A 25,951-nucleotide genomic window follows, 5' to 3' on the forward strand; every position below is an offset into this window, starting at 1 on the left:
GTCCGCTCCAAGGGCTACTCCGGGGCCGGTAAATCATCCAACCTCCGGCACCTCCGATGAGCCACCATCCTCTGCCTGGTCCCGCGCCCGAGGCCCCGGGGCCGCCGTTCCGGGGCATCCGGGCACGACATGCACTGGGCATTCGGAGCGGCCTTATCCCGGCTTGCCCCCGCTGATTCGCTAACGCACACCGCCGAGACGAACTCCTTGGTTCCGCAAGGCCTTTTATGCTCGAGCTGCTGGGCCCTGGGCTAGCTGCCACCTGCGGACACGTCGCCGATGGACATCCGCGGCCGGCTCGACTCGGCGCGCCACTGTCCGAGGCGCGTGGCCGCCGACCGGGCCGCCAGGGCTTGGCTTCCCTTCCTGGGTTTTGGTATCTTCGCATTCCAGTCCGGGGGACGGCGGGTAGCAATCGGCGCCAGAGGTGGACGCCTTTTCGACCACGATCGCACCGATCCGAGGACACTGCGCACGATACGGGGATCTGAGGGGGGTCTACCCTTGTGTCGGTTTTTTGTGCTGCACGGGGACGGCGCGGTTTATACGGCCGCCTGGGTTACTGGACTTCCTGTGGCTGGGACCCTCGGTTGATCGTCCGACCCGTCTTACGCTGGGCATTGCATACCGGGCCGTACTCGCTCGCCATGGACATGTCACAAGTGGCTAGGGTCGTGCTCGGTGGACTGCGGCTGCGCGTGCGTGCAGCGACGTCCGGACGCGCTGCGCGACTCCTTCATCCCTCGTCCCTCCTACTGCGGACGCGGCTGGCCGGGGAACTTCGGCTGTTCTCCGAGTACGGCCATGGACAGACCAAGCCCGTTCCGCATCAGCTCCAAGAGCTGGGCCACCATCGACCACAAGGGCGGGCCGGCCTCCTCCCGCACATCGCCCGCCACACACCGAACTCGCCCGCCACCTCGGCGAGTTGACTCGAGGCCGACGGACCTGGAGCTGACCGCCCCAGGCTCCACACCTACGATCAGTCGCCTTCACGCCACACCCTCAGCGAGCCGTCAACACACACTACCTTCACCGCCGCCGTCAAGGCCACCACGGCCGCGCCCCTTCGTCACCGACGCCATCCCCTTCACTCGCAGTCCGCGAATCCTCCGGCCTCTTATGCTGAAACCGGCCACCACGGAGGCCGACTGAGTGCTGCTGGCGAAGTCCACGCGCAGCGCCGCCGAACTGACGGACGTCCGTCCACTCCACTGAAGCGGCCAAAGGACCGCTTCGAATGCCCTACCCAGAGATTACCAAAGGTCCTACCGGGATATTCGTGATCGTGAAACACCGGCCAGAGCACCATGTTTCCATGGACCAAGCACTTCTCAACTCGCACAGCAGCCCGCGCCCACTCCGGCGCGCAGCGTCACAGCGCCACCAACCCAACCAACACCATGGCGACACTCCAACCACCCGAAAGATCGCGCGTTCTTCGCCTCGCACACTCAGTGGCCCAGCCACGCACGACCCTGGTAGCCAACAAGGTCGTGCCACGGCCACGACCTGACGCTGATGCTGTCCTCTCACGGACCATCGCCCCTGGTCGCCACAGGCGGCTGCTACACCCATTGTGGCCACACCGGCATCCGCACGGACCCCACCCGGCCCCGACCCACCGCACCACCGCGGCGGCCCCGAGGCCGGCCCCGGTGACGGCCCCGATGGACGATCCACGTGCCCACCGCCCTCTGCCGGCTGCGCGCCACGTCTCCGACAACCACCCGGACACGCCGCACGGATCTGCCACCGAACTGGACGGCCGGCAGGTCTCCAATCGTCTCAATGCAGACCCACCCGATGCCGCCCCTGGCCGGGGACGAGCTCCTTGTCCGGCCCCAGCCTGCCGCTCGGCCGCAACCGAGCCGCCGCCCCCCCGTCGCGGCCAGGCACGGCAAAAACAGGAACCGATCATTGGCCGACCGGGCCGACGCCACGACCTGGTGGGGACGTAACCACCAACCAGTTGCTCGCCCGTGGCCACCGCACCGCGCTGGACGCAGGCCGCGAACTCCGCGGTCGCGCTGCGCAGTTAGTTCGGCCGAGTGCACGATCCGGCTAGTCCCGGGCGGCGGGCAGCTGCGGCGGCCGGGATGGATCGGCCGACCTGATGCGGCTGACACAGTGCCCTGCCGGCGACCTGCATCGAACTCAGCCTGCCCGCACATGCCGTGTTCACCCCACCGGAGTTCGCCGCCCAGGCCTGGTCGAGTGGGACTCCTGCTCGGCGGGCAGTCCCACCAGTTTTGTCAAGGTAGCTGCCTGCGGCTGCCCTGCGGCACCCCGACCTCACCGTCCGCCGCTAGAGCACGACACCTCCGACTAGCCGAAGCCCTGGCCATGCACGCCCGCTGCTCTCCCCGACACCTGCTCCGCAAGCGCTACCACGGCCCCGTCCGCAGACGCCGACCGCTACCATCGACCACCTGCTCGACACGGCTACGGGACCAGACCTGCTTCGACCGAAGCCTCCTCGTACGGCCGGATCGTCGCCTCGACCACCTGATGTGGAGGACGTCGGGGGCGCGAGATGGTCGCACCCCGTGGTCGAGGACGCCTCTGCGCAGCGCCAGTCCCGGCCTCGCGGCGGCGGACCTGCTCCGCGGATGGCCGCCCTCGCCCATCGAGGCCGGCCGGTCATGGGCGTCCCCACCGTTCTACGCGTCACACGCCACCGCCAACACCGGCCTCATCTCCACCACTGCGCCCGCCTCTCCGCCACCTCGTACTACCAGGTCGAGGGACGCCACCCTCGTCATCACCGCCCACACTCACCAGGCCATGCCGAAACCCCTCCCGTTCTTCCTTCTTTCCCTTTTATCCATTTTCTCTGCCCCTGGCCACCGCTGAGGCCGCCTGCGCGGCGGTGGCCGACGTGATGCAACGCGTCGCTCTCGCGGTCTAGATCCGTCCGCAGCGGCGCAGGGCCGGAGAGCCGCGCACCACGGGAACTCGGGTGGACGTCCAGCACTGGCCTTCCGCATACGCGTACCGGCATGCGGAGATCGCGAGCAGCGGGTGGCAGCGTCGGAGTGCGAGGGTGACGTTCTCAGGCCTGGCGGGAGGACGATTAGCGCGTGCCCTGGGCACCGTCGGGGCGAGCGCTACGTCACGGCGAACGAACTCTGGTGCGTGTTGGGGAGTATTCGGCTGGGCTGATCTGGCGGTTGCGGTTCTACGAGGAGTGGCTCGAGGGGATTCGCGAAGCTCTCCGAGGACGGGCTGGTACGCTCGAGCTGCATGGCCGAGCTACCTGCGGACCTGCATGGCGGTCGATGCGGACGTCGTGCGGCTACGCGGGGACCGAACGCGGTCTTCTTTTCTCTGGTCTGCGGTGATGTTCGACTAGCACCTCTGGGAGCTGACAGTGACCGCCGTCCCCTGGCTGCTCACCGAGATCCGCACAGCACTGTTCGCACGGGACTGCTGACTCCCCAAAAACTCATCCTGTCGGATAGCATGGAGTAGGAGTCACCCCACCCCTGGTGGGAGGAGCGCTAGCCGAGGGACTGGGTGCGACACGAGATACGGGCAGCCGTTCGCCACCGCGACTCCGAGGGCGCGTGCAGGAAAACGCCCACGCTCCCGACCGCAGTCGGAACTCTGACCAGGCGGAAACGCGCCTCGCGACACGGCACGCACTCGACCCGACCAGCGACGACACTCACCGCCGTAGGTTCGGGGTGTTCCAGCTGCGTAGAACTGACCAAGAGCATGTGTGTGCCGTCAGTTACTGTAGTTTCGATAGCAAAATTGCCGTCCGAAAGGTGCCGTCCGCGAAGCATAACGAGTCAGGTATACTCGCGCCGCAACTCGCGACGTCCGGCGCCGTCAGCTCGACTCGGATCAACGTCCTCTCCAGCACACGTGTACTTGGACGTCGCCGTCGCGGCATCCATCCACGCTGGACCGTGGGTGACATCCGCCGCCCACATGTGCCGCCAAGTGGGTGCACCTCGCCTACTCCTCATGCCGTGCACGCGACGAGCCGTCGATCTGGTCCGGCATCTGCCTAGCGGCGATGGACGCCTTCGTGCTGCCAGCGTGCTCGCAGTATGAGCGCCGCCTGAATCAACGCCAAGGCCATCAGCCGCTCATCGACGCGACCAGCGTCTCCGCATCGGCGAGGTTCATCAGCGAACGGGCCAGGAGAGGGCCTGCCTTCCTAACGGGGCTACCGCCGGCCTAGGACACCCGAGAGACCCGGGCGCCACCCCTAGGTACGCCCCGAGACGCTCGCTCCCGTCGCTTTCGCCGTCTCACGGGGCTGAGTGCTCAGCGAGTACACTCTGTCTCCACGCGCCTCGACATCGAGCCGCGGCACGGCGACGCTAGGCCCATCACCACAGGACTGAGGCCATCCCTGAGATGCTCTGGTCAGGCGATCCCCACCATGATGCGCGACTCGCCTGTGAGGCACCACACTGCGACTCACGCGCGGCGTGTCCGGCGCTGCCACTATCGACATCGCCTATCGACGCGGGACGTCCCTCTCCGTGTGAATGTGGACGACAGGCACATGACGTCACCGCGCTGAGCCGATCACCCCCACACCGACCACCCACGACTGCACGATACCATCAAGCCGATCCCGGTATCACCTTCCTGACTGTGTGCTCCTTCAAGCGCGCCGCCGATGTGGAGGCATCGCCCTTCGCAGGATAGGCGCGCCGCGGCCGCAAGCCTGCATAGGCCACAAGCTCAGTCAAGCTGACGCACACCCCCTGAGCGTTGCGCATACTTTGGGCTCGAGCGTGCACTCAGTCGAGTCTCGACCAGACACAGCACGCCGGCTGGCCTCGAACTCGGTGTCACCGAATCGTGTGCCGCGGTGGACACTCCCAGCGTCTGTCTCGATCGCACGCGAAAAAAGACAAAATGCTGCCTGAGGGTCGGGCCGAGGCTCCGTCCGACGTATGTGTCTCACCGCGGGGAGACGATGTGCATTCCAAACGCGGCGCGCAGGGCGTCGTTGAGGTGTTGCTGCGGGATAAACGCCGTCGACTCGTCGTCCCCATCAGCGCCAGCGGTCGACGAACAGCAGGTCGAATCAGCGCTTGGCGTGGCCACACCGTCTGACTCCTACGTCGGGACGAGGTGTGCCGCTCAGTTCTGCCGCGCAACGGCGCGCACAGACGTCCTGCGATACTGGAGCTCGTGTAGACACTACGCCGTGTAGGGCCTCGATCACCACGTAGAATGACCAGTCGTGTAGATAGCACGAGGTGACTTCGAATTGTCGTGCGTCGAGGTCGACGGTAGAGGCGGTCGGCACGTCGTCCCAGGCGGTCATCCTGCCTGTGTGCGCCGGGCGGGCCACGTCGGCACCCCTCACACGAACCGGACGACGCGCGGCTCCGCAGCCGTCAGGGCAGACGACCACCGCAGGGCAGGGACAAACGGAGCCGCGGCACAGGACGGCGGACCCGCGACTCCAGTGGCGGACCACGTGAGCCTATCATCAGGGGCAAGCAGACCGCGCGAGAAGCTCTTTCGGCGCCTGGTGACCAGGGCCAGGCAGAGGCGCTCGGCGTGGTCGTCGTGACGAGCTAGAGCCACGCAGTAAGTAGGCCGTGACGACACCGCGCGAACAGCTGCGAAGGTGTACCAGCCACCGCGTCGCTATCGGCGTTAGTCCCTCGCCCGGTGCACCAGGCCTCACTGCTCTGACACGTCCGCGGCCTAACGCCACGTAGAGCACGCTACGAAGCCACCACACCGGCCGCACGCGCACCCCGTACTCGTCACCGACAGTGATCGTATGTGCCGCCGACCGCATAAGCGGACGATAACACTCGGGGATATGCCTCGGCGCGACGCACCCTGCTCGAGGAAAACAACATCCGCGAGCAGCTACATAAGGAGCGCGTGTGGCTAGCCACAGCAGCGCGCGTATGAGCCAGAAGTCGCGGGCGCTCCTCACTCCGGCGGCTCGGGCGTGCGCCCGTTCACGTCTCCCCTCCCGGCGGCCCGCCCGCGCTGCGGGAGACCTAGTCCGCCCACACCCGGACCAGGCAGCGCCCTCCCCGGCTCCGGCTCCGGCTCCGGCGGGTCGGTGAAGGCCGTCCTGGCCGTGCAGCACCGCCATGTTGTCGACGAGCAGCAGGTCGCCCCGGCGCAGCGGCACCCGTAGGGCGAGGCCCGGCTCGGCGAGGACCTCCTCGAAGGCGTCCAGGGCGGACAGCTGAGCGCCCGTCAGGGGGAGCCCGCGCTCGGCATGACCCCGTCCGATCCAGTAGCGGTTGTACTGCACGTCCAGACGTCCGTCCCGGCGCCGGAAGACGGGGTAGGTGCGGGCGAAGTCCGGGCCGTCGCCGAAGTGGAAGTCCGCGTAGAGCGGCGCGAGCGCCCTCGGTCGGGAGCGAGCAGCGCGTCGTGGACGGCGTGTCCGCTGACCAGGAGCGACTCACCGCCGCTCGCCGCCGGCCGTACGCACAGCAGGCCCAGCAGCCGCGCGCGCGGCCCCGGGTACATCGCCCGGTCCGTGTGCAGGTCGAGCCCGGCCTCGTCGCGTGCCGCGCCCGCGACCACCAGGCTGTCGGCCGGCCGTGCCGGGTCCTCGGGCCGCACCGTACCGAGCCCCGCCAGGTACCGCCCGGGCGACCCGTACGCACTCGCCGTCCGTCAGCCCGTCCAGCCCGATCCCCCGGACAACGGCCAACCCCGGCCCGCGCCAAAGCAGTTCGGCGAGCTCGGACACCGGACAGTCGGCCGCTACCGCCCAGTCCCGCTCGTCCAGCTGTGCACCTCGCCACACCGAGGGCCCCGCCACTGCGGTCAGCAGCTCCATCAATCCCCCCTCCCCCGGCCACCCCGGGCCGGGCCCGACGACACCGCGAGGTTAGGCCCCCCGCGCCGCGCCGGTCACCCGTCCTGACGCCCCGTCGGACGGATACGACCGGAAACCGCCCTACCCATCGGCCGGGAGGTCCACGCGGCCCCCCGCGTGCGGGCCGGGTGCGTATCCCTCGGCGGCCGGCGGCAGTGCCGCGACGCACGCCGCCGAGCAGGCGTTGACCAGCAACGGCAGTGCGTCCGTGGCCACTTGGAGCGTCAACCACACCTGGTGCAGCCCGCCCCCGGCGATCGGCCGGTCGCAGACGCTGCAGCCGTGGACGGCCGTCGGCCCCCACCGCTTGGGATCGAGGTCGGTCAGGTCCACTCCGACGGAGTCCCGGACCGGCCGCAGCCGGGGGGAACGGCGGACGGAACTTGTGGTTGCCGAACAGTGCACGCGTGCTCACCGTGCTGCGCACCAGCCGCGTGCAGCGGGTGATCTCGTACGGGAACCAGTGCAGCCGGCCCGAGGTGTACGGGGGTGAACTCCTCCAGCGCGGTCATCGCGCCGATCTCCGGCGGGAGGCGGACCAGGTTGCTGCCGTAGAGCACGAGGTGCCGGACGGAGGTCAGCCCGGCGATGCTCGGCGGCAGGGTGACGACCTGCCGCCGCTCCTCCGGGCTGAGCTCCGCCAACGGCCGGAACTCCTCGCGCCCGTCCTCCACCGCCTCGTCCACCAGCTCCAGCAGCCGCAGCCACCCGGGCGCCGAGAGGTCCTGCCGCTCACGGTGGAAACCCACCCGGGCCCGCGGGTACCGGGCCGTCCGGCTGAAGCACCGGCAGACCTCCTGGGCCGCTCCCCGGTCCGCCCCGCCCGTCCACCGCATCCAGCTCGCTCCACTTGGCATGACGCCACCCTACGGACTGCGGCGAGACCCCTCAGACCCGGGCCACCAGGACGTACCGCTCGTCGTGGACCGGGCCGCCCCACAACTCCGGTACGGCGCTGAGGTGGTCGACCCGCAGCTCGGTGACCAGCGGCCGGACCGCCGCCGTCAGGCCCTCCGCGCCGATCCCGCCCTGCCAGGGGAGCAGTTCCGCGCCGGCCACGTACGGCTCCGCTTCCGCCTCCGGCCCCGACTCGCGCCACCGACCCTCCACCAACACCAACTGCCCGCCGGGCCGCAGCCGCCCGACCCACTCGCGCAGCGCGGCCTCGGGGTCGGGCAGCGTCCAGAGCAGGTGGCGCGAGAGCAGTACGTCGAACCGCTCGTCCCCGGTCGGCGGCGCCGACGCGTCCCCGACCAGGAAGCGGGCCGGAAGGCCGGCCGCGGCCAGCTTCCCGCGCGCCCGCTCGACCATGGCCGGCGCCAGGTCGACGCCCGTCACGCGGTGGCCGGCCTCCGCGAGCAGCAGCGACAACGATCCCGTCCCGCAGCCGAGGTCCAGCACGTCGAGCGGTGGCCCGGACGGGAGCCAGGAGTCCAGTGACCGTGCCCAGGCCGATCGGGTGTGAGAGGCCGTCAGGCCGTGGTCGGGCTCGTCGTCGAAGGTCGGTGCGGCGGCGTTCCAGTACCCGGCGATGGCGGAGCTTCGGTCGTCCATGTCCGGCATCCTCCCAGCCGCCCCTGACATTCCCGGAAGCCGTCACCTCACCTGCGGAAGCGTCCGGCCCCTCCGACTTCCCCTGCCTCCAGCCGCCGATTGTCACCGGCGGATGCCAGGGTCTCCCGGCATGGAGATCGACGAGTTCTGGCAGATCGTGGAGACGGCCCGGCGGCAGCCCGGGCCGGTGGACGAGGCACTGGTGGGCGAACTGACGAAGCGTTCGCCGGAAGAGGTGGTCGCGTTCCAGGGGCATCTCGACCGCCTGCGCGAGGCGGTGTACCGCTGGGACGTGTGGGCCGCCGCCTACCTGCTGCACGGCGGCTGTTCCGACGACAGCTTCATGGACTTCCGGGCAGGGCTGATCGCCCTCGGCCGGGACTGGTACGAGCGGGCCGCCGCCCGGCCCGACGCCCTGGCCGACCACCCCGTGGTCCTCGCCGACGCGCCCGACGCGGACTGCGACGACTTCTTCCAGGAGGGCGTGCTCTACGCCCCCGCCGAGGCCTGGACCCGCCTCACCGGCGACCGCGACGCCTTCTACCGCGCCGCCGCCCGTCCCGCCGCCGCCACCCCGCCCGACATGGGTGAGGACTTCGACTTCGACGACGACGCGGAGATGGCGCGGCACCTGCCCCGCCTCGCGGCCCTCTACCTCTGAAGCTTTACCAAACGGTCGACCAACGCACGCCGCGCGCCCGGTAGTTTCCAAGGCATCCACCGAACACCACCACAGGCGCCCGCCCCCGGCCGGGCCGCCTGCCGAAAGGACGTGCCGTGAACCTCGTCGACCTTCCCACCGCCGCCGCTCAGCTCCCCGCTGCCTGGAGCTCCCGCGTCCTCGCGGAGGTCGGCACCGCCGCCGTCAAGCTCCTCCGCATGGACGGCCGCGCCCTCCCTGTTGAGAGCCACCCCACCCCGGAGGTCCTCCTGGTCATCGAGGGTCGCCTCGAACTCCTCGTCGCCGGCACCGAACTCACCCTCGTCGCAGGCGAGTTGTACCACGTGCCCGCGCACACCGGACACGCCGTCCGCCCCGGCAGCCACGGCACCCTCCTCATCGTCGAGGTCCCGGAGGAGGACCCCGCCGATTGAACCGGGCCGGCTACGTCCTGGCCGCGTTCTCGCGCCACCAGGAACTGTCCCGTTCCAGGTCCTCCAGGGCCTGGAGGCTGACCTCGACGTGTTCGACGAACTCCGCTGGGAGCCTCACCGCGTGCTCGACGACGTAGTGGGCGAGCCCCTCCGGCCAGAGGTAGACGCCATCGGTGAGGTCGCGGCTCCCGTTGGGCCGGTCGCACAGGCGACAGCGCGAGACACCCATCCACTCCGCAGCGATCTGCCCGTCCTCCAGGTAGCCGGCCACCTGGTGGCGTTCGGCCTCGTCCCACCCGGGGTCGACCAGTGCGGCGGGGTGGGGGAGGTGGTCGCTCTCCGCTGTGCCCCAGAAGCCGATCAACCTCACCCTGCGGCGCACGGGCCGCGCCTCCGCCTCCGACATGCCCGCAGCCTGTCACGGCAGGCCACCCGCCGACCAGGAGTCCGGCACGGTCAGCCCTTGTGGCGCTTCGCGTAGCGCTCGCCGGCTCCGCCGACGGCCAGGCCGACCGCCATCATCACCACGTAGCCGAAGACCTCCCACCCCGAGGGGACCAGGAAGCGGGTGAAGCCCAGGAAGTGGATCCAGCCGAACAGCTCGTGCAGCAGCCCGGAGGCGCCACCGACCAGGAGGACGAAGGCGAGCAGGTTGGCGACGGAGGTGAGCGGCGGGTTCTTCGACGTGCCGGAGGAGGAGCTCATGCCACGACGCTAGCCGGGCCCGCGCGAGTCGGGCATCCTCCGTGAGTCTCGAACCCGCTCGACGAAAGTAGGACACTAGCAGCCGCAGGTGAGGTCCTTCGCGGGGAGGCGGCCCGTGGTGAGGTAGTGGTTGACGGGGCCGTCGGCGCACGACGGGCCGGCCACCACCACGCCGTGGCCCTCGCCGCCGGCGACCGTGACCATCCGGGCGCCGTGCAGGGCGCGCCGCATGCCCCGGGCCATGGCCAGCGTCGTCTTCGGGTCCCACTCGTTCTGCACGATCAGGGCGTTGACCTCGTTGTCCACCACCGTGGCGGGCTCTCGGGCGGCCGACTTCCAGAAGGCGCACGGCTGGATGTTGGCGGCCAGGTCGCCGGCCAGCGGACGGGTGGCCCGGTCCCGGATCGCGTCCCGGCGGTACTGCTCGGGGTCGCGCGGCCAGCTCCGGGTGTCGCCGCAGAAGACGGCCCAGGCGGCGGCGACCGCGTTGTCCGACGGAGCCTCGGCGGCCACGGCGGGGGCACCAGCGGCACCGGCCGATCCGCCCGCAGCCGCCGCCGTCTTCAGCGCGACGACCCACGGCGTGACGGCCTCGACGTGGACGAAGTCCTCGTACCGCAGCCGGATCGCGTCACCGCTCAGCGTCTCACCGCCGACCGTGATCGGCGTGCGGTCGGCCCGCGCGACCAACTCCCAGAAGCCCGCGCGGACTTCGGCGGCCGTCGCTCCCAGCCCGTACGCGGAGTTCCGCGCCGCCGCCCACTCCGTCCAGCGGGTGAAGGCCAGTTCGGCGCCCTCCGACCAGCCGCGGAAGGTACCCCGCCAGGCGAGGGCCGGGTCGAGCGCGCTGTCGAGCACGAAGCGGTCCGCCCGCCGGGGGAACAGCTGCGTGTAGACGGCGCCCAGGTAGGTGCCGTAGGAGTGGCCGAGGTAGGAGATCCTCCGCTCCCCCAGGGCCGCCCGCACCACGTCCATGTCCCGGGCGGTGTTGCGGGTGGTGAGGTGCGGCAGCAGGTCCGCCGACTTGGACCAGCACTTCTCGGCGACCGACCGCGCCCGGGCCACGTCCTTCTCGAAGGTCGCCGCCGAGTACGGGTGGTGGACCGTCATCTCGTCCGCTGTCAGGCCGCAGCCGACCGGCGAGCTCTGCCCGACCCCGCGCGGGTCGAACCCGATCAGGTCGTAGCGGTCCCGCACCTCCGCCGACAGCACCGGTTCGATGTCCACGGGCAGGGTCAGCCCGGGGCCGCCCGGTCCGCCCGGGTTCATCAGCAGCACGCCGCGCCGCTTCGCGGGGTCGCCCGCCCTGACCCGCGACACCGCGATGCCGATGGTCCGGCCGCCGGGGTCCGCGTAGTCCAGCGGCACCCTGACCTCGGTGCACTCCAGCCGCGCGTCTCCGTTGACGTCACAGCGCTCCCAGCGGAGTTGCTGCTTGCCGTACCCCTCCACCGAGCCCTCCGCCGCGACTGCGGCCGCCGGGGTGAGCCCGGCCATCAACGCCGCCACCGCGCCCACCGTCAGTGCGGAAACAGTGCGTCCATCTCGCAGAACCATGCCGGCCCCCTGTGCGGTATCAGTACCTCGGATGTCCATCAGTCTCCGATCCGCCACGCCCCCTCCCCGTACGACGTCGGGATGGCTTCATGATCCAACTCATGGAGGAGCGGGACGCGCCACCCCCTACGGGAACGCTCCGCGCGACCCTGACGCCCCGGCTGCGGCCGAGGGTCCGGCGTTTGGCCGGAAAGCGCCTCGCCCGCCACTCCCCCACCACGGCAGGCTCCGTCATGCCGACGGGGGAGGCAGCAGGGCCCGCCCCCACGCGCGGACGGGGGCCGTCATGAAGAGCACCGCCAAGAAGATCGCACTGGGCATCGCCGCCACGGCACTCGGCCTGGCCGGCGTCGCGACCACCGCCGGCACCGCCCAGGCCCGCGTCACCACGGACAACTACTGCGGCGAGACCAACTGCGTCAACGCCCCGGTCCGCCAGGGCAGCGCCAACCTCGGGCACGCCGAACGGAGCTGAGGGAACATCAGCACCTGGCCGGCCGCCGGCCTCGGTGGACGCCTCCGCCGAGGCCCACCGCCCCGAGGGGGTTGACGGACCAGAAGTGTGAGTGGTTTATTACTCATATGCAGACGGGACGCCAACGCCAACTCTCCACCGCCGACGAACGCCGCGAGACGGTGCTCCGCACCGCCATCGGCGCCTTCGCGGCCCGGGGGTACTTCGGCACCACGACCACCGAGGTCGCCAAGGCCGCCGGGATCTCCCAGGCGTACGTGTACCGGCTGTTCCCGAGCAAGGAGGCACTGTTCGCCGCCGTGGTCGAGCACTGCTTCGTCCAGGTCCGCGCCGCACTCGAACGCGGCGCGGCCGAGGCGAAGGGCAGCGCGGCGGAGGCGGTCCTCACCTCGATGGGGGACGCGTACGCCAAGCTGATCAGCGACAACGACCTGCTCCTGGTCCAGTTGCACGCCCAGGCGGCCGCCGTCTCGGTGCCGGCCGTCCGCGACGCGGTCCGGGCGGGGTACGCCCGGGTGGTGGAGTACGTACGGGGCGCCTCCGGCGGGGACGAGCGGCAGGTGCAGGAGTTCTTCGCGGTGGGCATGCTCTGCCACCTCATCGTCTCGCTCGACGTCGAGTCGGTGGACGCACCGTGGACCCGCACGCTCAGCGCGGGGATCACGCACTACTGAGAGCAGCGGGCGGTCCTGACGGACCGCCACTCTCAGGCCCGAAGAGTGAGTGGTCAACCACTCATCAGCAGAATCCAAGGGGGGACACCATGCACCGCACCGCACTCACCACCCTCGCCACGGCCCAGTTCACCGTGGTCCTCAGCACCTCCGTGGTGAACGTCGCCCTGCCGCAGATCCGCGACGGCGTCGGCCTCTCCCCCGACGGCACGGCCTGGGTGGTCAACGCCTACGGGCTGGCCTTCGGGGCCTTGCTCCTGCTCGGCGGCCGGGCGGCCGACCTGCTCGGGCCGCGCCGGGTGCTGACCGCCGGGCTGGCCCTGTTCGCCGCCGCCTCGGTGGCGGCCGGGCTCGCCGACGGACCCTGGCTGCTCATCGGTTCGCGGGCCGTGCAGGGGATCGGCGCGGCGGCCGCCGCCCCAGCCGCACTCGCCCTGCTGGTGGGGCTCTTCCCACCGGGGGCCGCCCGGGCCCGGGCGCTCGGGGTCTGGGGCGCGGTCTCGGGAGCGGGCGGGGCGGCCGGGGTGCTGCTCGGCGGGGTGCTCACCGAGGCGGTCGGCTGGCGCTGGATCTTCCACGTCTGCGCCCTCCTCGCCGCGCTGGCCCTCGCCGCCGCGCTCCGCACCGTCCCGCCCGACGCCCCGCGCGGAGGTGTCGCACCGTCAGCCGGCCTGCCCGGGGCGCTCGTCGGCGCCGCCGCGGTCGTCACCCTGGTCCAGGGCCTGACCTCGGCCCGCGCCGACGGCTGGGCCTCCCCCGCGGTGCTGGGCCCGCTCGCCGCCGCCGCGCTGCTCCTCCTGCTCTTCCGCCGGACCCAACGACGCTCGGCCGCACCGCTGGTGCCGCCAGGACTGCTGAGCAGCGGCACCGTCCGCCCGGCCAACCTGCTGATGGCCCTGCTCGGTGCCGTCTGGGTCGGACTGTTCTTCTTCCTCCCGCTCCTCCAGCAACAGGTGCTCGGCGCCGGCCCCTTGGCCACCGGCCTGGCCCAACTCCCGCTCGCCGTCGCCAACATGGCGGGCGCCGCACTCGCGCCACGGCTGGCCGGGACGCTCGGCCCGCACCGGACCCTGGCCACCGCCCTGCTCGCCCAGGCCGCCGGACTTCTCTGGCTGGCGCTGCTCGCCGCCCCCGGCACCGCGCTCGCCGTCCTGACCGCACCGACCGTGCTGATCGGCCTCGGGCTGGGCACCGCCTTCGTCCAGCTCACCGGCGCGGCGGTGGACGGGGTCCGGCCGGAGCACACCGGCGTGGCCGGCGGGCTGGTGAACACCACTCGCCAACTGGGCGGCGCCGTCGGCCTGGCCCTGCTCTCCACCGCCTCCGCCGCCACCCCGGCCACCACCCACCGCACCGCCTTCCTGCTCACCGCGGCGCTGGCCACCACGGCCGCCGCGCTCACCCCCGCCCTGCTCAGGACCACCACCACCGAAGGAGCCACCCGATGAACGCCCAGAACGCCCAGCACATCCAGATCGACCGCACCGCCCCTGCCGTCGTCGAGCTCTCCACCACCGTCCGGGCCCCGCTCACCCGCCTCTGGGACCTGCACACCGACATCGCCGCCTGGCCGAACTGGCTGCCGGACGTCGACCGCGCCGAGACCGACGGCGGCCCGCTCACCGTCGGCTCGGTCTTCCGCTGGCACACCCACGGCCTGGACATCACCTCCACCGTGCTGGAGCTCGTCCCCGGCGAGCGGATCGTCTGGGGCGGCCCGGCCCACGGCATCGAGGGCGTCCACGTCTGGACCTTCGAGCAGACCGCCCCGGACGAGGTGACCGTCCGCACCGAGGAGTCCTGGAGCGGCGCCCCCGTCGACGCCGAGCCCGAGGCGCTCGGCCAGGCCCTCCGGCAGTCGCTGGAGAGCTGGCTCACCACGCTCCGCACCACCGCCGAAGCCCGCTGACCCCCGCCACTCCCGGAAGGACCACCACCATGAGCGCCAAGCCCCCGTACCTGACCGGCCACTACACCCCCGTCGCCGACGAGATCACCGCCACCGACCTCACCGTCGAGGGCACCCTGCCGCCCGAGCTGACGGGCCGTCTGATCCGCAACAGCCACAACCCCAAGCCCGGCATCACCCCCACCCACTGGTTCAAGGGCAGCGGCATGGTGCACGGCATCCGGCTCCGCGACGGCCGCGCCGAGTGGTACCGCAACCGCTGGGTGCACACCCCCGCCCTGGACGGCGCCCCGTACCTGACCGAGCACGGCCCCGACCTGACCGCCAGCACCGCCGGCACCCACGTGATCGAGCACGGCGGCCGGCTGCTGGCGCTCTCCGAGGCGGCCCTGCCGTTCGAGCTGACCCCCGGGCTGGAGACCGTCGGCGCCTTCGACTGGGAGGGGAAGCTCACCACCGCGATGACCGCCCACCCCAAGGAGGACCCGGCCACCGGCGAACTGCACTTCTTCGCCTCCTCGCCCCTCCCGCCGTACCTGGTCCACCACGTCTCCTCCGCCGACGGCAAGGAGCTGCGCAGCCAGGAGGTGCCGGGCGCGACCGCCGCGCTGAAGCACGACTTCGCCCTGACCGAGCGGTACGTGGTCTTCCTGGAGGGCTCGGTCACCTTCGACCCCGCCGAGCACTCCGGCATCCCGTACGGCTGGAGCGATACCCAGCCGTCCCGGATCGGGGTGATGCCGCGCGGCGCCGGCGGGGCGGCCCGGGTGCGCTGGTTCGACGTGGCGCCGGGCTACGCGATGCACCTGGCCAACGCCTACGAGGACGCCGACGGACGGATCGTCGTCGAGGGCCCGTCGGTGGGGCGGCAGGGCTGGCAGCGCTCCTGGAACTGGTGGGTCGGGGCGCCGGACCGCGGGGCCGAGCCCAACTCGGGCGCGTACGCGACCCGTTGGACGGTGGACCTGGCCACCGGCCGGGTGGCCGAGGAGCGGACGGACGACCTGGTGGTGGAGTTCCCGACCATCAACGACGCCCGCACCGGGCAGCACCACCGCTACCAGTACGCCCTCTCCTTCCCGGACGACCTCGGCATCGGCAACCACGCCCTGGTGAAGTACGACCGCAGCACCGGCGCCCGCCGGCTGCGCCCCTTCGGCACCGGGCAGCTCCCCAGCGAGGCGGTCTTCGTCGAGGCGGCGGACGGCGGCGGGGCCGAGGACGCCGGGTACCTGCTGACCGTCGTCAGCGACCTCAACACGGACGCCTCCCGGCTGCTGGTGGTCGACGCCTCCGACCTGGCGACGGTCGCCACCGTGCACCTCCCCCGCCGGGTCCCGGCCATGATCCACGGTTCCTGGATCCCGGACGCCGCACTGGCCGGATGACCCGGGAAAACCCCCGGAAGGCCTGCTGCGGCAAGGGCCTCCGACCCTGGCGCGCGCCGGGCCGGAGGCCCTCCGCACGCCGTCGCGCGCCTCCGCACGCCCGCTCGGCGACACCCTGCGCGGTTGGCTGACGGAGAGTCGGTAGGCTGATGCTCGTCCCAGCCGCGATAGCGGTGCCGCGCCAAGGAGGAACGACTGAGCATGCCAGGCCCCGACTCGGAAGCCGCAGCCGTGCGCGACGCCTCGCTGCCCGCCCGCGCCAAGATCGCCGTGACGGCCGGCCGGATGGCCGCCGCCCTGTCGCAGAAGGCCGGCCGGGGCAGTGGTTCGGTGATCGGCGGCAAGATCGCCCTCAAGCTCGACCCGGACCTGCTGGCGACCCTCTCCGACCACCTCGACGTGGTCCTGGTCTCGGCCACCAACGGCAAGACCACCACCACCCGCCTGATCGCGGAGGCCCTGCGCGCGGCCGGCCCGGTGGTCTCCAACGCCCTCGGCGCCAACATGCCGGCCGGCATCACCGCCGCCCTGGCCGGCGGCGGCGACGCCCGCTTCGGCGTGATCGAGGTCGACGAGAAGTACCTGGCCGGGGTCGCCCGCGACACCCGCCCCAAGGCCATAGCGCTGCTCAACCTCTCCCGCGACCAGCTGGACCGCGCCGCCGAGACCCGCATGATGGCGGAGAAGTGGCGCGAGGGCCTCAAGGACACCGACGCGGTGATCGTGGCCAACGCCGACGACCCGCTGGTGACCTGGGCCGCCTCCTCCTGCCGCAAGGTGGTCTGGGTGGCCGCCGGTCAGGCGTGGAAGGAGGACGCGTGGTCCTGCCCGTCCTGCGGTGGTGTGATGCAGCGTCCGGGCGACGACTGGTTCTGCCAGGACTGCGGCTTCCGCCGTCCGCAGCCCCACTGGGCGCTCCAGGGCACCCATGTGATCGACCCTCAGCGCGGCGCCTGGCCGATCCAGCTCCAGCTGCCGGGCCGGGCCAACCTCGCCAACGCGACCAGCTCGGCCGCCGTGGCCGCCGTCTTCGGCGTCGCCCCGCAGGTGGCGCTGCAGCGGATGCAGGCGGTCACCGCGGTGGCCGGCCGCTACGACGTGGTGCAGTACCTGGGCCGCGACGTCCGCCTGCTGCTGGCCAAGAACCCGGCCGGCTGGCTGGAGACCTTCTCGCTGATCGACCAGCCCCCGGCCCCGGTGGTGCTCGCGGTCAACGCGCTGGACGCGGACGGCACCGACACCTCCTGGCTCTGGGACGTGGACTACGAGCGCCTGTCCGGCCACCCGATCTTCGTGATGGGCCAGCGCAAGCTGGACCTCGCGGTCCGGCTGGAGGTCGCGGGCCTCCAGTTCCACGTGGTCGACACCCTGGAGCAGGCCGTCCAGATGGCCCCGCCCGGGCGGATCGAGGCGATCGCCAACTACACCGCGTTCCAGCAGCTCCGGAAGGCGGTGGCGAACTGATGTCGAACCCGTACCAGGACCCGAACTACACCCCCCAGGTCCACCCCCAGCAGCCCGCGCCGGCCGCACCGGCCCAGCCGCAGCAGCCGCCGCAGGCGCAGGCTCAGTACGGAAGGTCCCAGCGGATGACCGAGAGCACCCTGCGGCTGGTCTGGGTCTACCCCGACCTGCTGTCGACCTACGGCGACCGCGGCAACGCGCTCGTGGTGGAGCGCCGGGCCCGCCAGCGCGGGCTCAACGTCCAGCGGATCGACGTCCGTTCGGACCAGGCGGTGCCGACCAGCGGTGACATCTACCTGATCGGCGGCGGCGAGGACCGCCCGCAGCGGCTGGCCGCCGAGCGGCTGGCGGCGGACCAGGGCCTGGTCCGGGCGGCCGAGAACGGCGCGATCATCTTCTCGGTCTGCGCCGGGTACCAGATCCTCGGCCACGAGTTCCTCAACGACCGGGGCGAGCGCCAGCCGGGCCTCGGCCTGCTGGACGTCTGGACCGGCCGCGGCGAGGGCGCCCGCTGCGTCGGCGACGTGCTCGCCGAGACGGACCCCCAGCTGAACCTCCCTCAGCTCACCGGCTTCGAGAACCACCAGGGCGTCACTCACCTGGGCCAGGGCGTGCGGCCCTTCGCCACGGTGCAGGTCGGCAACGGCAACGGCACCGGTGACGGCACCGAGGGCGCCTGGCGGGACACCGTCTTCGGCACCTACCTGCACGGGCCCGTGATGGCCCGCAACCCCCAGGTGGCCGACATGCTCATCAAGTTGGCGCTGGACGTGAACGCGCTGCCGCCGGCCGACACCACCTGGTACGACGCGCTGCGCGCGGAGCGGATCGCGGCGGCCCGTCAGCCCGCCTGACCTGTCCGCTGGTTGGGCGGGGGCTGCTGCCCCCGCCCGATCCGGGCCAGAATAGAGACCTCGAACGCACACCCTCCTCGGCGTTCGGTGCAGTACCGCGGGGGCCACTTCAAAGGTGACGTGGCCCGCGTCGGCGCCTGCCCGGCCGGACACGGGCGCCTTTATGGTGGAAGTCCGGCTGTCCCATCTGCTCGGGAGTTGCAAAACAATGCGTATCGGAGTGCTGACCAGCGGCGGTGACTGCCCCGGCCTGAACGCCGTGATCCGTTCCGTGGTCCACCGGGGGGTGGTCGACCACGGCGACGAGATCATCGGTTTCCAGGACGGTTGGCGGGGTCTCCTGGAGGGTGTCCACCGCCCGCTGACCCTCGACTCGGTGAGCGGCATCCTGGCCCAGGGCGGCACCATCCTCGGCTCCTCGCGGGTCCAGCCGAGCCACCTGCGGGACGGTGTGGAGCGGGCCAAGCAGCTCTGCGCCGACCTCGGGATCGACGCCGTCATCCCGATCGGCGGCGAGGGCACGCTCAAGGCCGCGAAGCTGATGAGCGACGCCGGCCTGCCGGTGGTCGGCGTCCCGAAGACCATCGACAACGACATCGCCTGCACCGACGTCACCTTCGGCTTCGACACCGCCGTCTCGGTCGCCACCGAGGCGCTGGACCGGCTGAAGACCACCGCCGAGTCGCACCAGCGGGTCATGGTGGTCGAGGTGATGGGCCGTCACACCGGCTGGATCGCGCTCAACGCGGGCATGGCGGCCGGCGCCCACGCCATCGTGGTGCCGGAGCGGCCGTTCCACATCGACAAGCTGACCGAGGTCGTGGGCGAGCGCTTCGACCGCGGCAAGAAGTTCGCCATCGTGGTCTGCGCCGAGGGCGCCAAGCCCGAGCCCGGCTCCATGCACTGGGAGGAGGGCGTCAAGGACATCTACGGCCACGAGCGGTTCACCGGGATCGCCAACCAGCTCTCCCGCGAGCTGGAGCACCGCCTGGGCAAGGAGGCCAAGCCGGTCATCCTCGGCCACACCCAGCGCGGCGGCACCCCGACCGCCTACGACCGCGTCCTCGCCACCCGCTTCGGCTGGCACGCCGTCGAGGCTGCCCACAAGGGCGCCTTCGGCCACATCACCGCGCTCCAGGGCACCGAGATCAAGCTGGTCCCGCTGGCCGACGCGGTGGCCGACCTGAAGACCGTCCCGGCCGAGCGCTACACCGAGGCCGAGACCGTCATCTGACGCACCGTCGCACGCCGAAGGGCGGGCCTCCCTCCTGGGAGGCCCGCCCTTCGCCGCGCCCGGGGTCAGGCGACGGCGATGGCGTCGATCTCGAAGAGCATCCCCGGCAGGGCGAGCGCGGCGACCCCGGAGAGGGTCTGGGCCGGGGGCTCGTCCCCCCAGATGGCGGTGAGCTGCTCCAGCAGGACGCCGAGCTTCGCCAGGTCGTGGTCGACCACGTAGCTGCCGAGGCGGACGACGTTCTCGTACCCGAGGCCGACGGCGGCCAGCGCGGTGCCGAGGTTGGCCAGCGCGATCCGGACCTGCTCGGCGAAGTCGGCCTCGACCACCTTGCCCTCCGCGTCGGCGGCGTACTGGCCGGCGATGTAGGCGGTGCCGTCGGCGGTGACGACGGCCTGGCTGTAGCCGAAGGCGGTGGGGTTGACGACGGTGTGCGGCATGGTTCTCTGTCCCCTCGATAACCTGGATGTTTTATATCCGGAATACGACTCCGAAGAACTCCCGCCCAGGGGACGGGAGTTCAGGCGTCGGCGAACCAGCGGCGGACCCGGCCCGGCACGCCCGGACTGCTCCGCTCCACCTGCGCCATCAGCTCGGCCAGCGTCTGCGCGGCCAACTCCCGGCGCCAGGCCAGCTCGGCCCGGCCCATCGCCCGGTCGATCAGGCAACTCTCCGGCTCGCGCCCCGGCGCCCGCGCACCGGGCCCGCGCCCGATGATGTCGGCGCACCGGAAGGCCGGCTCCGGCCCCTCGATCGCCGCCACCACGTCCATCAGCGTGATCCGCTCGGGCTCCCGGGCCAGCCGGAAGCCGCCCCTCGGGCCGGAGACCGAGCTGACGATGCCGGCCCGGGCCAGCGCCTGGAGCTGCTTGTTCAGATAGGCGGGCGGCAGTTCGTAGTAGGCCGCCAGCTTCACCGCGGGCAGCGCCCGGGCACCCTCGACCCAGGCCAGGTTGAGGCAGCAGTGCAGCGCCCACTCGACGCCCTCGCTCATCTTCACAACCTGGACCCTACATGTCCAGAATAGCGGCGGCAAGCGCGCCCTGACGGCCCGTCGGCCACCCGGCGGTTAGCGTACGAGGAGAGCCAGCCACGACCGACCGGAAGGACACAGGCCCGATGGAGATCCTCGCCTACGGAGTCCAGGCCGACGAGCAGCCGATGCTGCGCGCCGCCTTCGAGGACGGCCACCGGCTGCGCACCCTGGCTGTCTTCCTCAACGCCGACACCGCCCCGCTGGCCGCCGGCTACCCGGCGCTGAGCACCAGCGTCAACTGCGAGCTCGACGCCGAGGTGCTCGGCCTGCTGGCCGAGGGCGGCACCAAGCTGATCGCCCAGCGCTCCACCGGCTTCAACAACATCGACCTGGAGGCCGCGGCGGAGCTCGGCCTGACCGTCTCCCGGGTCTCCTACTACTCCCCCTACGCGGTGGCCGAACACGCCTGGACCCTCGCCCTCGCGGTCAACCGCCGCCTCTCCCGCGCCGCCAACCGCTCCCGCGAGTTCGACTTCCGGCTGGACGGGCTGATGGGCCGTGACGTCCACGGCATGACGGTCGGGGTGATCGGCACCGGCAAGATCGGCGAGTGCTTCGCCCGGATCGCGGCCGGCTTCGGCACCGAGCTGCTCGGCTGGGACATCGCGGAGAACCCGGCCTGCCGGGAGCTCGGCATGACCTACGTCCCCCGGGAGGAGCTGCTGGAGCGCAGCGACCTGATCAGCCTGCACGTCCCGCTGCTCCCCGACACCCACCACCTGATCGACTCGGCCGCGCTGGCCCGGATGAAGGACGACGCCATCCTGGTCAACTCCAGCCGGGGCGGCCTGGTGGACACCGCCGCCCTGGTCGAGACCCTGCGCGAGGGCCGCCTCGCCGGGGTCGGCCTGGACGTCTACGAGGAGGAGACCGGCGTCTTCTTCTACGACCGCTCCATGGAGGGCATCGGCGACGACGTGCTGGCCCGCCTGATCAGCTTCCCGCAGGTGCTGGTCACCTCCCACCAGGCCTACTTCACCCGCACCGCCGTCGGCCAGATCATCGACGCCACCCTCCGCAACGTCGACGACTTCCAGGCCGGCCGCCGCAGCGAGAACACCCTGGTCCCGACGGGCGGCAGGTGAGCCGAGGACCGCGCTCCTCCTGGCCTTGACGGGCCGGGAGGGGTACACCTGGGCACATGGCTCCGAATTCGGACCCGCCCGGGAGCGACGCCGGGACCGACGCCGTCACCGGCTCCGACGGCCGGCGCCGACGGTGGCGGCCCCGGCTGGTCCCGCGCACCGTGGCGGGCCAGGTCTTCGTCCTCCAGCTCGTGATCGTGCTCCTGCTGGTGGTCACGATCGGCGTGGAGTCCGTGGTGCGGGCGCAGCGCGACAGCGCGAACGAGGCCCGGCTGCGCTCCCTCGCGGTGGCCGAGACCTTCGCCAGCTCGCCCGGTCTGGTCGAGGCCCTGCGCTCCCCCGACCCGACCGCCGTGCTCCAGCCGAAGGCCGAGGCGGCGCGGATCGGGTCCGGGGTCGACTTCGTGGTCGTGCTGAACACCGACGCGATCCGCTACACCCACCCCATGACCGACCGGATCGGCAAGAAGTTCGTCGGCACCACGGCGCCGGTGCTGGCCGGCGAGTCGATCACCGAACAGGTCAACGGCACCATCGGTCCGCTGGTGCAGGCCGTGGTCCCGGTGCGCGACGACGCGGGGCAGGTGGTCGGCATGGTCTCGGCGGGCATCAGGATCAGCCGGGTCAGCGACAGCGCCGAGCGGCAGCTGCCCGTGCTGCTCGGCAGCGCCGCCGCCGCCCTCGCCCTGGCCACCCTCGGCGCCGCCCTGGTCAGCCGCCGGCTGCGCCGGCAGACCCGCGGCCTCGGGCCCTCCGAGATGACCCGGATGTACGAGCACCACGACGCGGTGCTGCACGCGGTCCGCGAGGGCGTGCTGATCCTGGACCGGGACGGCCGGCTGCTGCTGGCCAACGACGAGGCCGAGCGGCTGCTGGGGTTGCCCGCCGACGCCGAGGGCCGACGCGTCGGCGAGCTCGGGCTCGACCCCCGCGCGGCCGAGCTGCTCGCCTCCGGACGGCCCGTCACCGACGAGGTGCTGGCGGCCGGGGAGCGGCTGCTGGCGGTCAACGTCCGGCCCACCGACCGGCACGGCGGCCCGCCCGGGCTGGTGGCCACGCTGCGCGACACCACCGAGCTCCGCGCCCTCTCCGGGAAGGCCGAGCTGGCCCGCGACCGGCTGGAGCTGCTCTACGGGGCGGGCCTGGCGGTCGGCACCACGCTGGACGTGACGCGGACCGCCCAGGAGCTGGCCGAGCTGGCCGTCCCCGCCTTCGCGGACCACGTCACGGTGGACCTGGCCGAGCCCGTGCTCCGCGGCGAGGAGCCCCCGGCCGGGGCGCCGATGCGGCGGGCGGGGCTGAGCCCGGCCGGCCCCGGGAGTCCGTTCATCCCGCTGGGCGAACCGGTCCCGCTGGTCCCCGGTACACCGCGCGCCCGTAGTCTGGGCAGCGGGCACGCGGTGGCCGAGGCCGACCTCGACGCGACCCTGACCGCCTGGAGCGCGCACAGCCCGCAGCACGCGCGGCTGGTGCGCGAGCACGGCGTCCACGCCATGCTCGCGGTGCCGCTGCAGGCCCGGGGCGTGGTGCTGGGGATCGCCACCTTCTGGCGGGCCGGGCCGCGGGAGCCCTTCGACCCGGAGGACACCGCGCTCGGCGAGGGTCTGGTGGCCCGGGCCGCCGTCGCCATCGACAACGCCCGCCGCTACACCCGCGAGCACACCATGGCCGTCACCCTCCAGCGCAGCCTGCTGCCGGGCGGGCTGCCCGAGCAGGACGCCCTGGAGGTGGCCCGCCGCTACCTGCCCGCGCAGGCCGGTGTCGGCGGCGACTGGTTCGACGTCATCCCGCTGCCCGGGGCCCGGGTCGCGCTGGTGGTCGGCGACGTGGTCGGGCACGGGCTGCACGCCGCCGCCACCATGGGACGGCTGCGCACAGCGGTGCACAACTTCTCCTCCCTCGACCTGCCGCCGGACGAACTCCTCGGCCTGATGGACGACTTGGTCAACCGGATCGACCAGGAGCAGTCCGCCGACCACGACAAGGCGCCGATCACCGGAGCCACCTGCCTGTACGCGGTCTACGACCCGGTCTCGCGGCGCTGCACCGTGGCGCGGGCCGGGCACCTGCCGCCGGCGGTGGTCCACCCCGACGGCACGGTGGAGTTCCCGGACGTCCCCGCCGGCCCCCCCGCTCGGCCTGGTCGGCCTGCCCTTCGAGACGGCGGAGCTGGACCTGCCCGAGGGCTCCAAGCTGGTCCTCTACACCGACGGCCTGGTCGAGGTCCGCGGCCACGACATCGACCGCGGGCTCGACCAGCTGGCCGCCGCCCTTGCCCGCCCGGACCGCGACCCGGAGCAGACCTGCGAGGACGTGCTCGGCGCCCTGCCGTCCACCGCCCCGACCGACGACGTCGCCCTGCTGGTCGCCCGCACGCGCGCCCTGACCGACCGTCAGGTCCGGGTCTGGGACGTGCCCGCGGAGCCCACCGCCGTGCGCACGGTCCGCGCGGAGGTGGCGCGGCTGCTGACCGACTGGGGCCTGGGCGAGCTCGCCTTCACCACCGAACTGATCCTCAGCGAGCTGGTCACCAACGCCATCCGCTACGGCCGCGCCCCGATCAAGGTCCGTCTGCTCCGCACCCGCACCCTGGTCTGCGAGGTCTGGGACGGCAGCGGCACCTCCCCCCACCTGCGGTACGCGGCCACCACCGACGAGGGCGGGCGCGGGCTCTTCCTGGTCGCCCAGTGCTCCGACCGCTGGGGCACCAGGTACACCGGCAGCGGCAAGGTCATCTGGGCGAGCAGCGGCTGCCCTGATCAGCGGACCGTCAGGGTGCCCTTCATGGTGGTCGGGTGCAGCGTGCAGAAGAAGGGGTAACTCCCGGGCGTGGACGGGGCGGTGATGGTCTTGGGACTGCCCCCGGGAGAGGGTCCCGGTGTCGAAGCCGCCGCTGCCCGTCGCGGTGAGCGTGTGCGGGGTGCCGTCCTGGTTGGTCACGGTGATCCTGGCCCCCGGCGCGACGGTGAGCTCGGCCGGGGTGAAGGTGAAGTCGCGGATGACGACGGTGGTGACGGTCGCCGCCGTGGAGGCGCCGGCCGACGGGCTCGCCGAAGCCGAGGCCGTGCGGAAGCGGAGGCGGTGGCCGTGGCGGAGCGGGAAGCCGACGGGCTGGCCGAGCCGTGGCGGCAGGGGTGGGCGTCGTACTGGGCCCGCCCCCGCCGTCCTTGTCGTCCGAGCAGCCCGCCGCCCCGAGCAGCAGCACGGCCACGGCCACGGTCGCGGCGCACCGACGGGCACGGCCGGGTGGTAGGGCGGATCGGCATCGGATCATCCTCCGGGGTGCGGCCTGGGTCGGGCCGGACCATCAGCGCACACCCGACGTGCCGTCACGCCGCCGCCCCTCCGACCGCGGCCGAAGTTCACCCGACCGGCGGGTGGGGTCAGCGCTGGAGGGCGTGTTCAGGGTCTGCCAGAGCGGCTTGGTGGCGTAGGGGATCATGTCCTCGGCGTAGTACCACCAGAAGTGGCCGCCCACGTAGTAGGGAAGGTCGATCTTCAGGCCGTAGTAGTACGTCAGCATGGCCTGGGCCGCCGCCTGGGTGGAGGAGGTCGCGGCGTCGGGGAGGCCGATCTCGCCGAAGCCGAGCTTGGCGTTCGGGTTAGAGCGCGTGCAGCTGCTGGAAGTAGGAGGTCCAAGTCGCCGCGCTGGGGCGCATGTTGTTGCACTGGCCCTCGTAGTAGCTGAGGGTCACGTAGTCCAGGCCGTTGCGCATGTCCCTCCGGGACGTACTGCTTGGTGAAGGCCAGCGGGTCGAGCTCCGAGGGGCCGTTGCCGCAGCCGATGTCGTAGTAGAGGGTCAGCGCGCTGCGCTTCCCGGCCGCCTCGACCTGGCGGTAGGCATCGGTGATCTTGGTGGAGACGTCGGCGTAGCTACCGAGCCAGTTGCCGTTGACCTCGTTGCCGATCTCCCAGACGTCCACCTTGCCGCCGAAGGCGTTCAGGTACTGGGCGACGCGGTCGTGGTAGGCCTGGGCGAGAAGCTCTTGACGAACTCGGAGTCCAGGATCTCGCCCATGAGGTAGCTGACGGGCTGGAGTTGGTCGACCGCCGCGCTGTAGGAGCTCGGGCCCTCGTCTCGTCGA

General features: G+C 72.0%; 21 protein-coding genes and 2 pseudogenes. 13 read left to right on the forward strand and 10 right to left on the reverse strand.

Translation table 11 applies throughout. The features are described from left to right. Nucleotides 1-5,467: 5,467 nt before the first annotated feature. From ABD946_RS42880 to ABD946_RS23480, 4 genes and pseudogenes are all read right to left on the reverse strand, one after another. Nucleotides 5,468-6,280 (reverse strand): annotated as a pseudogene (locus tag ABD946_RS42880) (TauD/TfdA family dioxygenase); the annotation flags it as partial. Then, on the reverse strand, nt 6,202-6,576 hold the full coding sequence (locus ABD946_RS42885; RefSeq protein ID WP_425558684.1) for a TauD/TfdA family dioxygenase: 375 nt from the start codon (nt 6,574-6,576) through the stop codon (nt 6,202-6,204). The pseudogene ABD946_RS42880 and the gene ABD946_RS42885, both read right to left, overlap by 79 nt. Nucleotides 6,577-7,158: 582 nt before the next feature. Further along, entirely contained in the window at nt 7,159-7,692 is a 534-nt protein-coding gene (locus ABD946_RS23475) for a hypothetical protein (protein ID WP_345286703.1), read from the reverse strand. Between the two features lie 31 nt (nt 7,693-7,723). After that, the gene (locus tag ABD946_RS23480; RefSeq protein WP_345286705.1) at nt 7,724-8,389 is read right to left on the reverse strand and encodes a class I SAM-dependent methyltransferase; all 666 of its coding nucleotides are present in this window, start codon (nt 8,387-8,389) and stop codon (nt 7,724-7,726) included. A 130-nt stretch (nt 8,390-8,519) separates the two neighbouring features. Between ABD946_RS23480 and ABD946_RS23485 the strand changes: the two genes are divergently transcribed. Then, nucleotides 8,520-9,050, forward strand: coding sequence for a DUF4240 domain-containing protein (locus ABD946_RS23485; protein WP_345286707.1), 531 nt, complete (start codon nt 8,520-8,522; stop codon nt 9,048-9,050). Nucleotides 9,051-9,166: 116 nt separating this feature from the next. Further along, nucleotides 9,167-9,484: a cupin domain-containing protein gene (locus tag ABD946_RS23490; protein WP_345286709.1), complete on the forward strand. Its 318-nt coding sequence runs from the start codon at nt 9,167-9,169 to the stop codon at nt 9,482-9,484. Between the two features lie 10 nt (nt 9,485-9,494). Here ABD946_RS23490 and ABD946_RS23495 read toward each other — a convergent pair whose 3' ends face one another. The 3 genes from ABD946_RS23495 to ABD946_RS23505 form a co-directional block, all read right to left on the reverse strand. Next, nucleotides 9,495-9,890 (reverse strand): hypothetical protein, encoded by a 396-nt coding sequence (locus ABD946_RS23495; protein ID WP_345286711.1) that lies wholly within the window; start codon nt 9,888-9,890, stop codon nt 9,495-9,497. A gap of 50 nt (nt 9,891-9,940) precedes the next feature. After that, nucleotides 9,941-10,189 carry a hypothetical protein gene (locus ABD946_RS23500; protein WP_345286713.1) on the reverse strand — a complete coding sequence of 83 codons (249 nt, stop codon included), beginning with the start codon at nt 10,187-10,189 and terminating at the stop codon, nt 9,941-9,943. 75 nt (nt 10,190-10,264) lie between these two features. Continuing rightward, entirely contained in the window at nt 10,265-11,746 is a 1,482-nt protein-coding gene (locus ABD946_RS23505; RefSeq protein WP_345286715.1) for an alpha/beta hydrolase, read from the reverse strand. 286 nt (nt 11,747-12,032) lie between these two features. Between ABD946_RS23505 and ABD946_RS23510 the strand changes: the two genes are divergently transcribed. From ABD946_RS23510 to ABD946_RS23545, 8 genes are all read left to right on the forward strand, one after another. Next, nucleotides 12,033-12,221, forward strand: a complete 189-nt coding sequence (locus ABD946_RS23510; protein WP_345286717.1) for a hypothetical protein — start codon at nt 12,033-12,035, stop codon at nt 12,219-12,221. A gap of 107 nt (nt 12,222-12,328) precedes the next feature. Further along, nucleotides 12,329-12,895 carry a TetR/AcrR family transcriptional regulator gene (locus ABD946_RS23515; RefSeq protein ID WP_345286720.1) on the forward strand — a complete coding sequence of 189 codons (567 nt, stop codon included), beginning with the start codon at nt 12,329-12,331 and terminating at the stop codon, nt 12,893-12,895. Between the two features lie 89 nt (nt 12,896-12,984). Continuing rightward, nucleotides 12,985-14,343, forward strand: coding sequence for an MFS transporter (locus tag ABD946_RS23520; protein WP_345286722.1), 1,359 nt, complete (start codon nt 12,985-12,987; stop codon nt 14,341-14,343). Further along, entirely contained in the window at nt 14,340-14,804 is a 465-nt protein-coding gene (locus ABD946_RS23525) for an SRPBCC family protein (RefSeq protein ID WP_345286724.1), read from the forward strand. The genes ABD946_RS23520 and ABD946_RS23525 overlap by 4 nt, the downstream gene beginning before the upstream one ends. A 29-nt stretch (nt 14,805-14,833) precedes the next feature. Beyond that, a complete protein-coding gene (locus ABD946_RS23530) occupies nt 14,834-16,192 on the forward strand; it encodes a carotenoid oxygenase family protein (protein ID WP_345286726.1) in 1,359 nt (452 codons plus the stop codon). Between the two features lie 201 nt (nt 16,193-16,393). Continuing rightward, the gene (locus ABD946_RS23535; protein WP_345286727.1) at nt 16,394-17,656 is read left to right on the forward strand and encodes a MurT ligase domain-containing protein; all 1,263 of its coding nucleotides are present in this window, start codon (nt 16,394-16,396) and stop codon (nt 17,654-17,656) included. Between the two features lie 125 nt (nt 17,657-17,781). Beyond that, nucleotides 17,782-18,510: a type 1 glutamine amidotransferase gene (locus ABD946_RS23540; RefSeq protein WP_345286740.1), complete on the forward strand. Its 729-nt coding sequence runs from the start codon at nt 17,782-17,784 to the stop codon at nt 18,508-18,510. Nucleotides 18,511-18,718: 208 nt separating this feature from the next. Next, a complete protein-coding gene (locus ABD946_RS23545) occupies nt 18,719-19,744 on the forward strand; it encodes a 6-phosphofructokinase (protein ID WP_345286729.1) in 1,026 nt (341 codons plus the stop codon). A gap of 65 nt (nt 19,745-19,809) precedes the next feature. Here ABD946_RS23545 and ABD946_RS23550 read toward each other — a convergent pair whose 3' ends face one another. Both ABD946_RS23550 and ABD946_RS23555 read right to left on the reverse strand, forming a co-directional pair. Beyond that, entirely contained in the window at nt 19,810-20,184 is a 375-nt protein-coding gene (locus ABD946_RS23550) for a RidA family protein (RefSeq protein WP_345286731.1), read from the reverse strand. An 80-nt stretch (nt 20,185-20,264) separates the two neighbouring features. Then, nucleotides 20,265-20,738 (reverse strand): RrF2 family transcriptional regulator, encoded by a 474-nt coding sequence (locus tag ABD946_RS23555; protein WP_345286733.1) that lies wholly within the window; start codon nt 20,736-20,738, stop codon nt 20,265-20,267. Between the two features lie 125 nt (nt 20,739-20,863). Between ABD946_RS23555 and ABD946_RS23560 the strand changes: the two genes are divergently transcribed. From ABD946_RS23560 to ABD946_RS23570, 3 genes and pseudogenes are all read left to right on the forward strand, one after another. After that, complete coding sequence (locus tag ABD946_RS23560) at nt 20,864-21,865, forward strand: 2-hydroxyacid dehydrogenase (RefSeq protein WP_345286735.1); 1,002 nt, start codon at nt 20,864-20,866, stop codon at nt 21,863-21,865. Between the two features lie 161 nt (nt 21,866-22,026). Further along, nucleotides 22,027-24,685, forward strand: a pseudogene (locus ABD946_RS23565) (SpoIIE family protein phosphatase). A 58-nt stretch (nt 24,686-24,743) separates the two neighbouring features. Beyond that, the gene (locus ABD946_RS23570; RefSeq protein WP_345286737.1) at nt 24,744-25,118 is read left to right on the forward strand and encodes a hypothetical protein; all 375 of its coding nucleotides are present in this window, start codon (nt 24,744-24,746) and stop codon (nt 25,116-25,118) included. 54 nt (nt 25,119-25,172) lie between these two features. Here the strand turns inward: ABD946_RS23570 and ABD946_RS23575 are convergent, their stop codons facing one another. Continuing rightward, entirely contained in the window at nt 25,173-25,388 is a 216-nt protein-coding gene (locus tag ABD946_RS23575) for a hypothetical protein (protein ID WP_345286739.1), read from the reverse strand. Nucleotides 25,389-25,951: the final 563 nt, after the last annotated feature.

Source organism: Kitasatospora albolonga, assembly GCF_039535905.1.
GTDB lineage: Bacteria > Actinomycetota > Actinomycetes > Streptomycetales > Streptomycetaceae > Kitasatospora > Kitasatospora albolonga.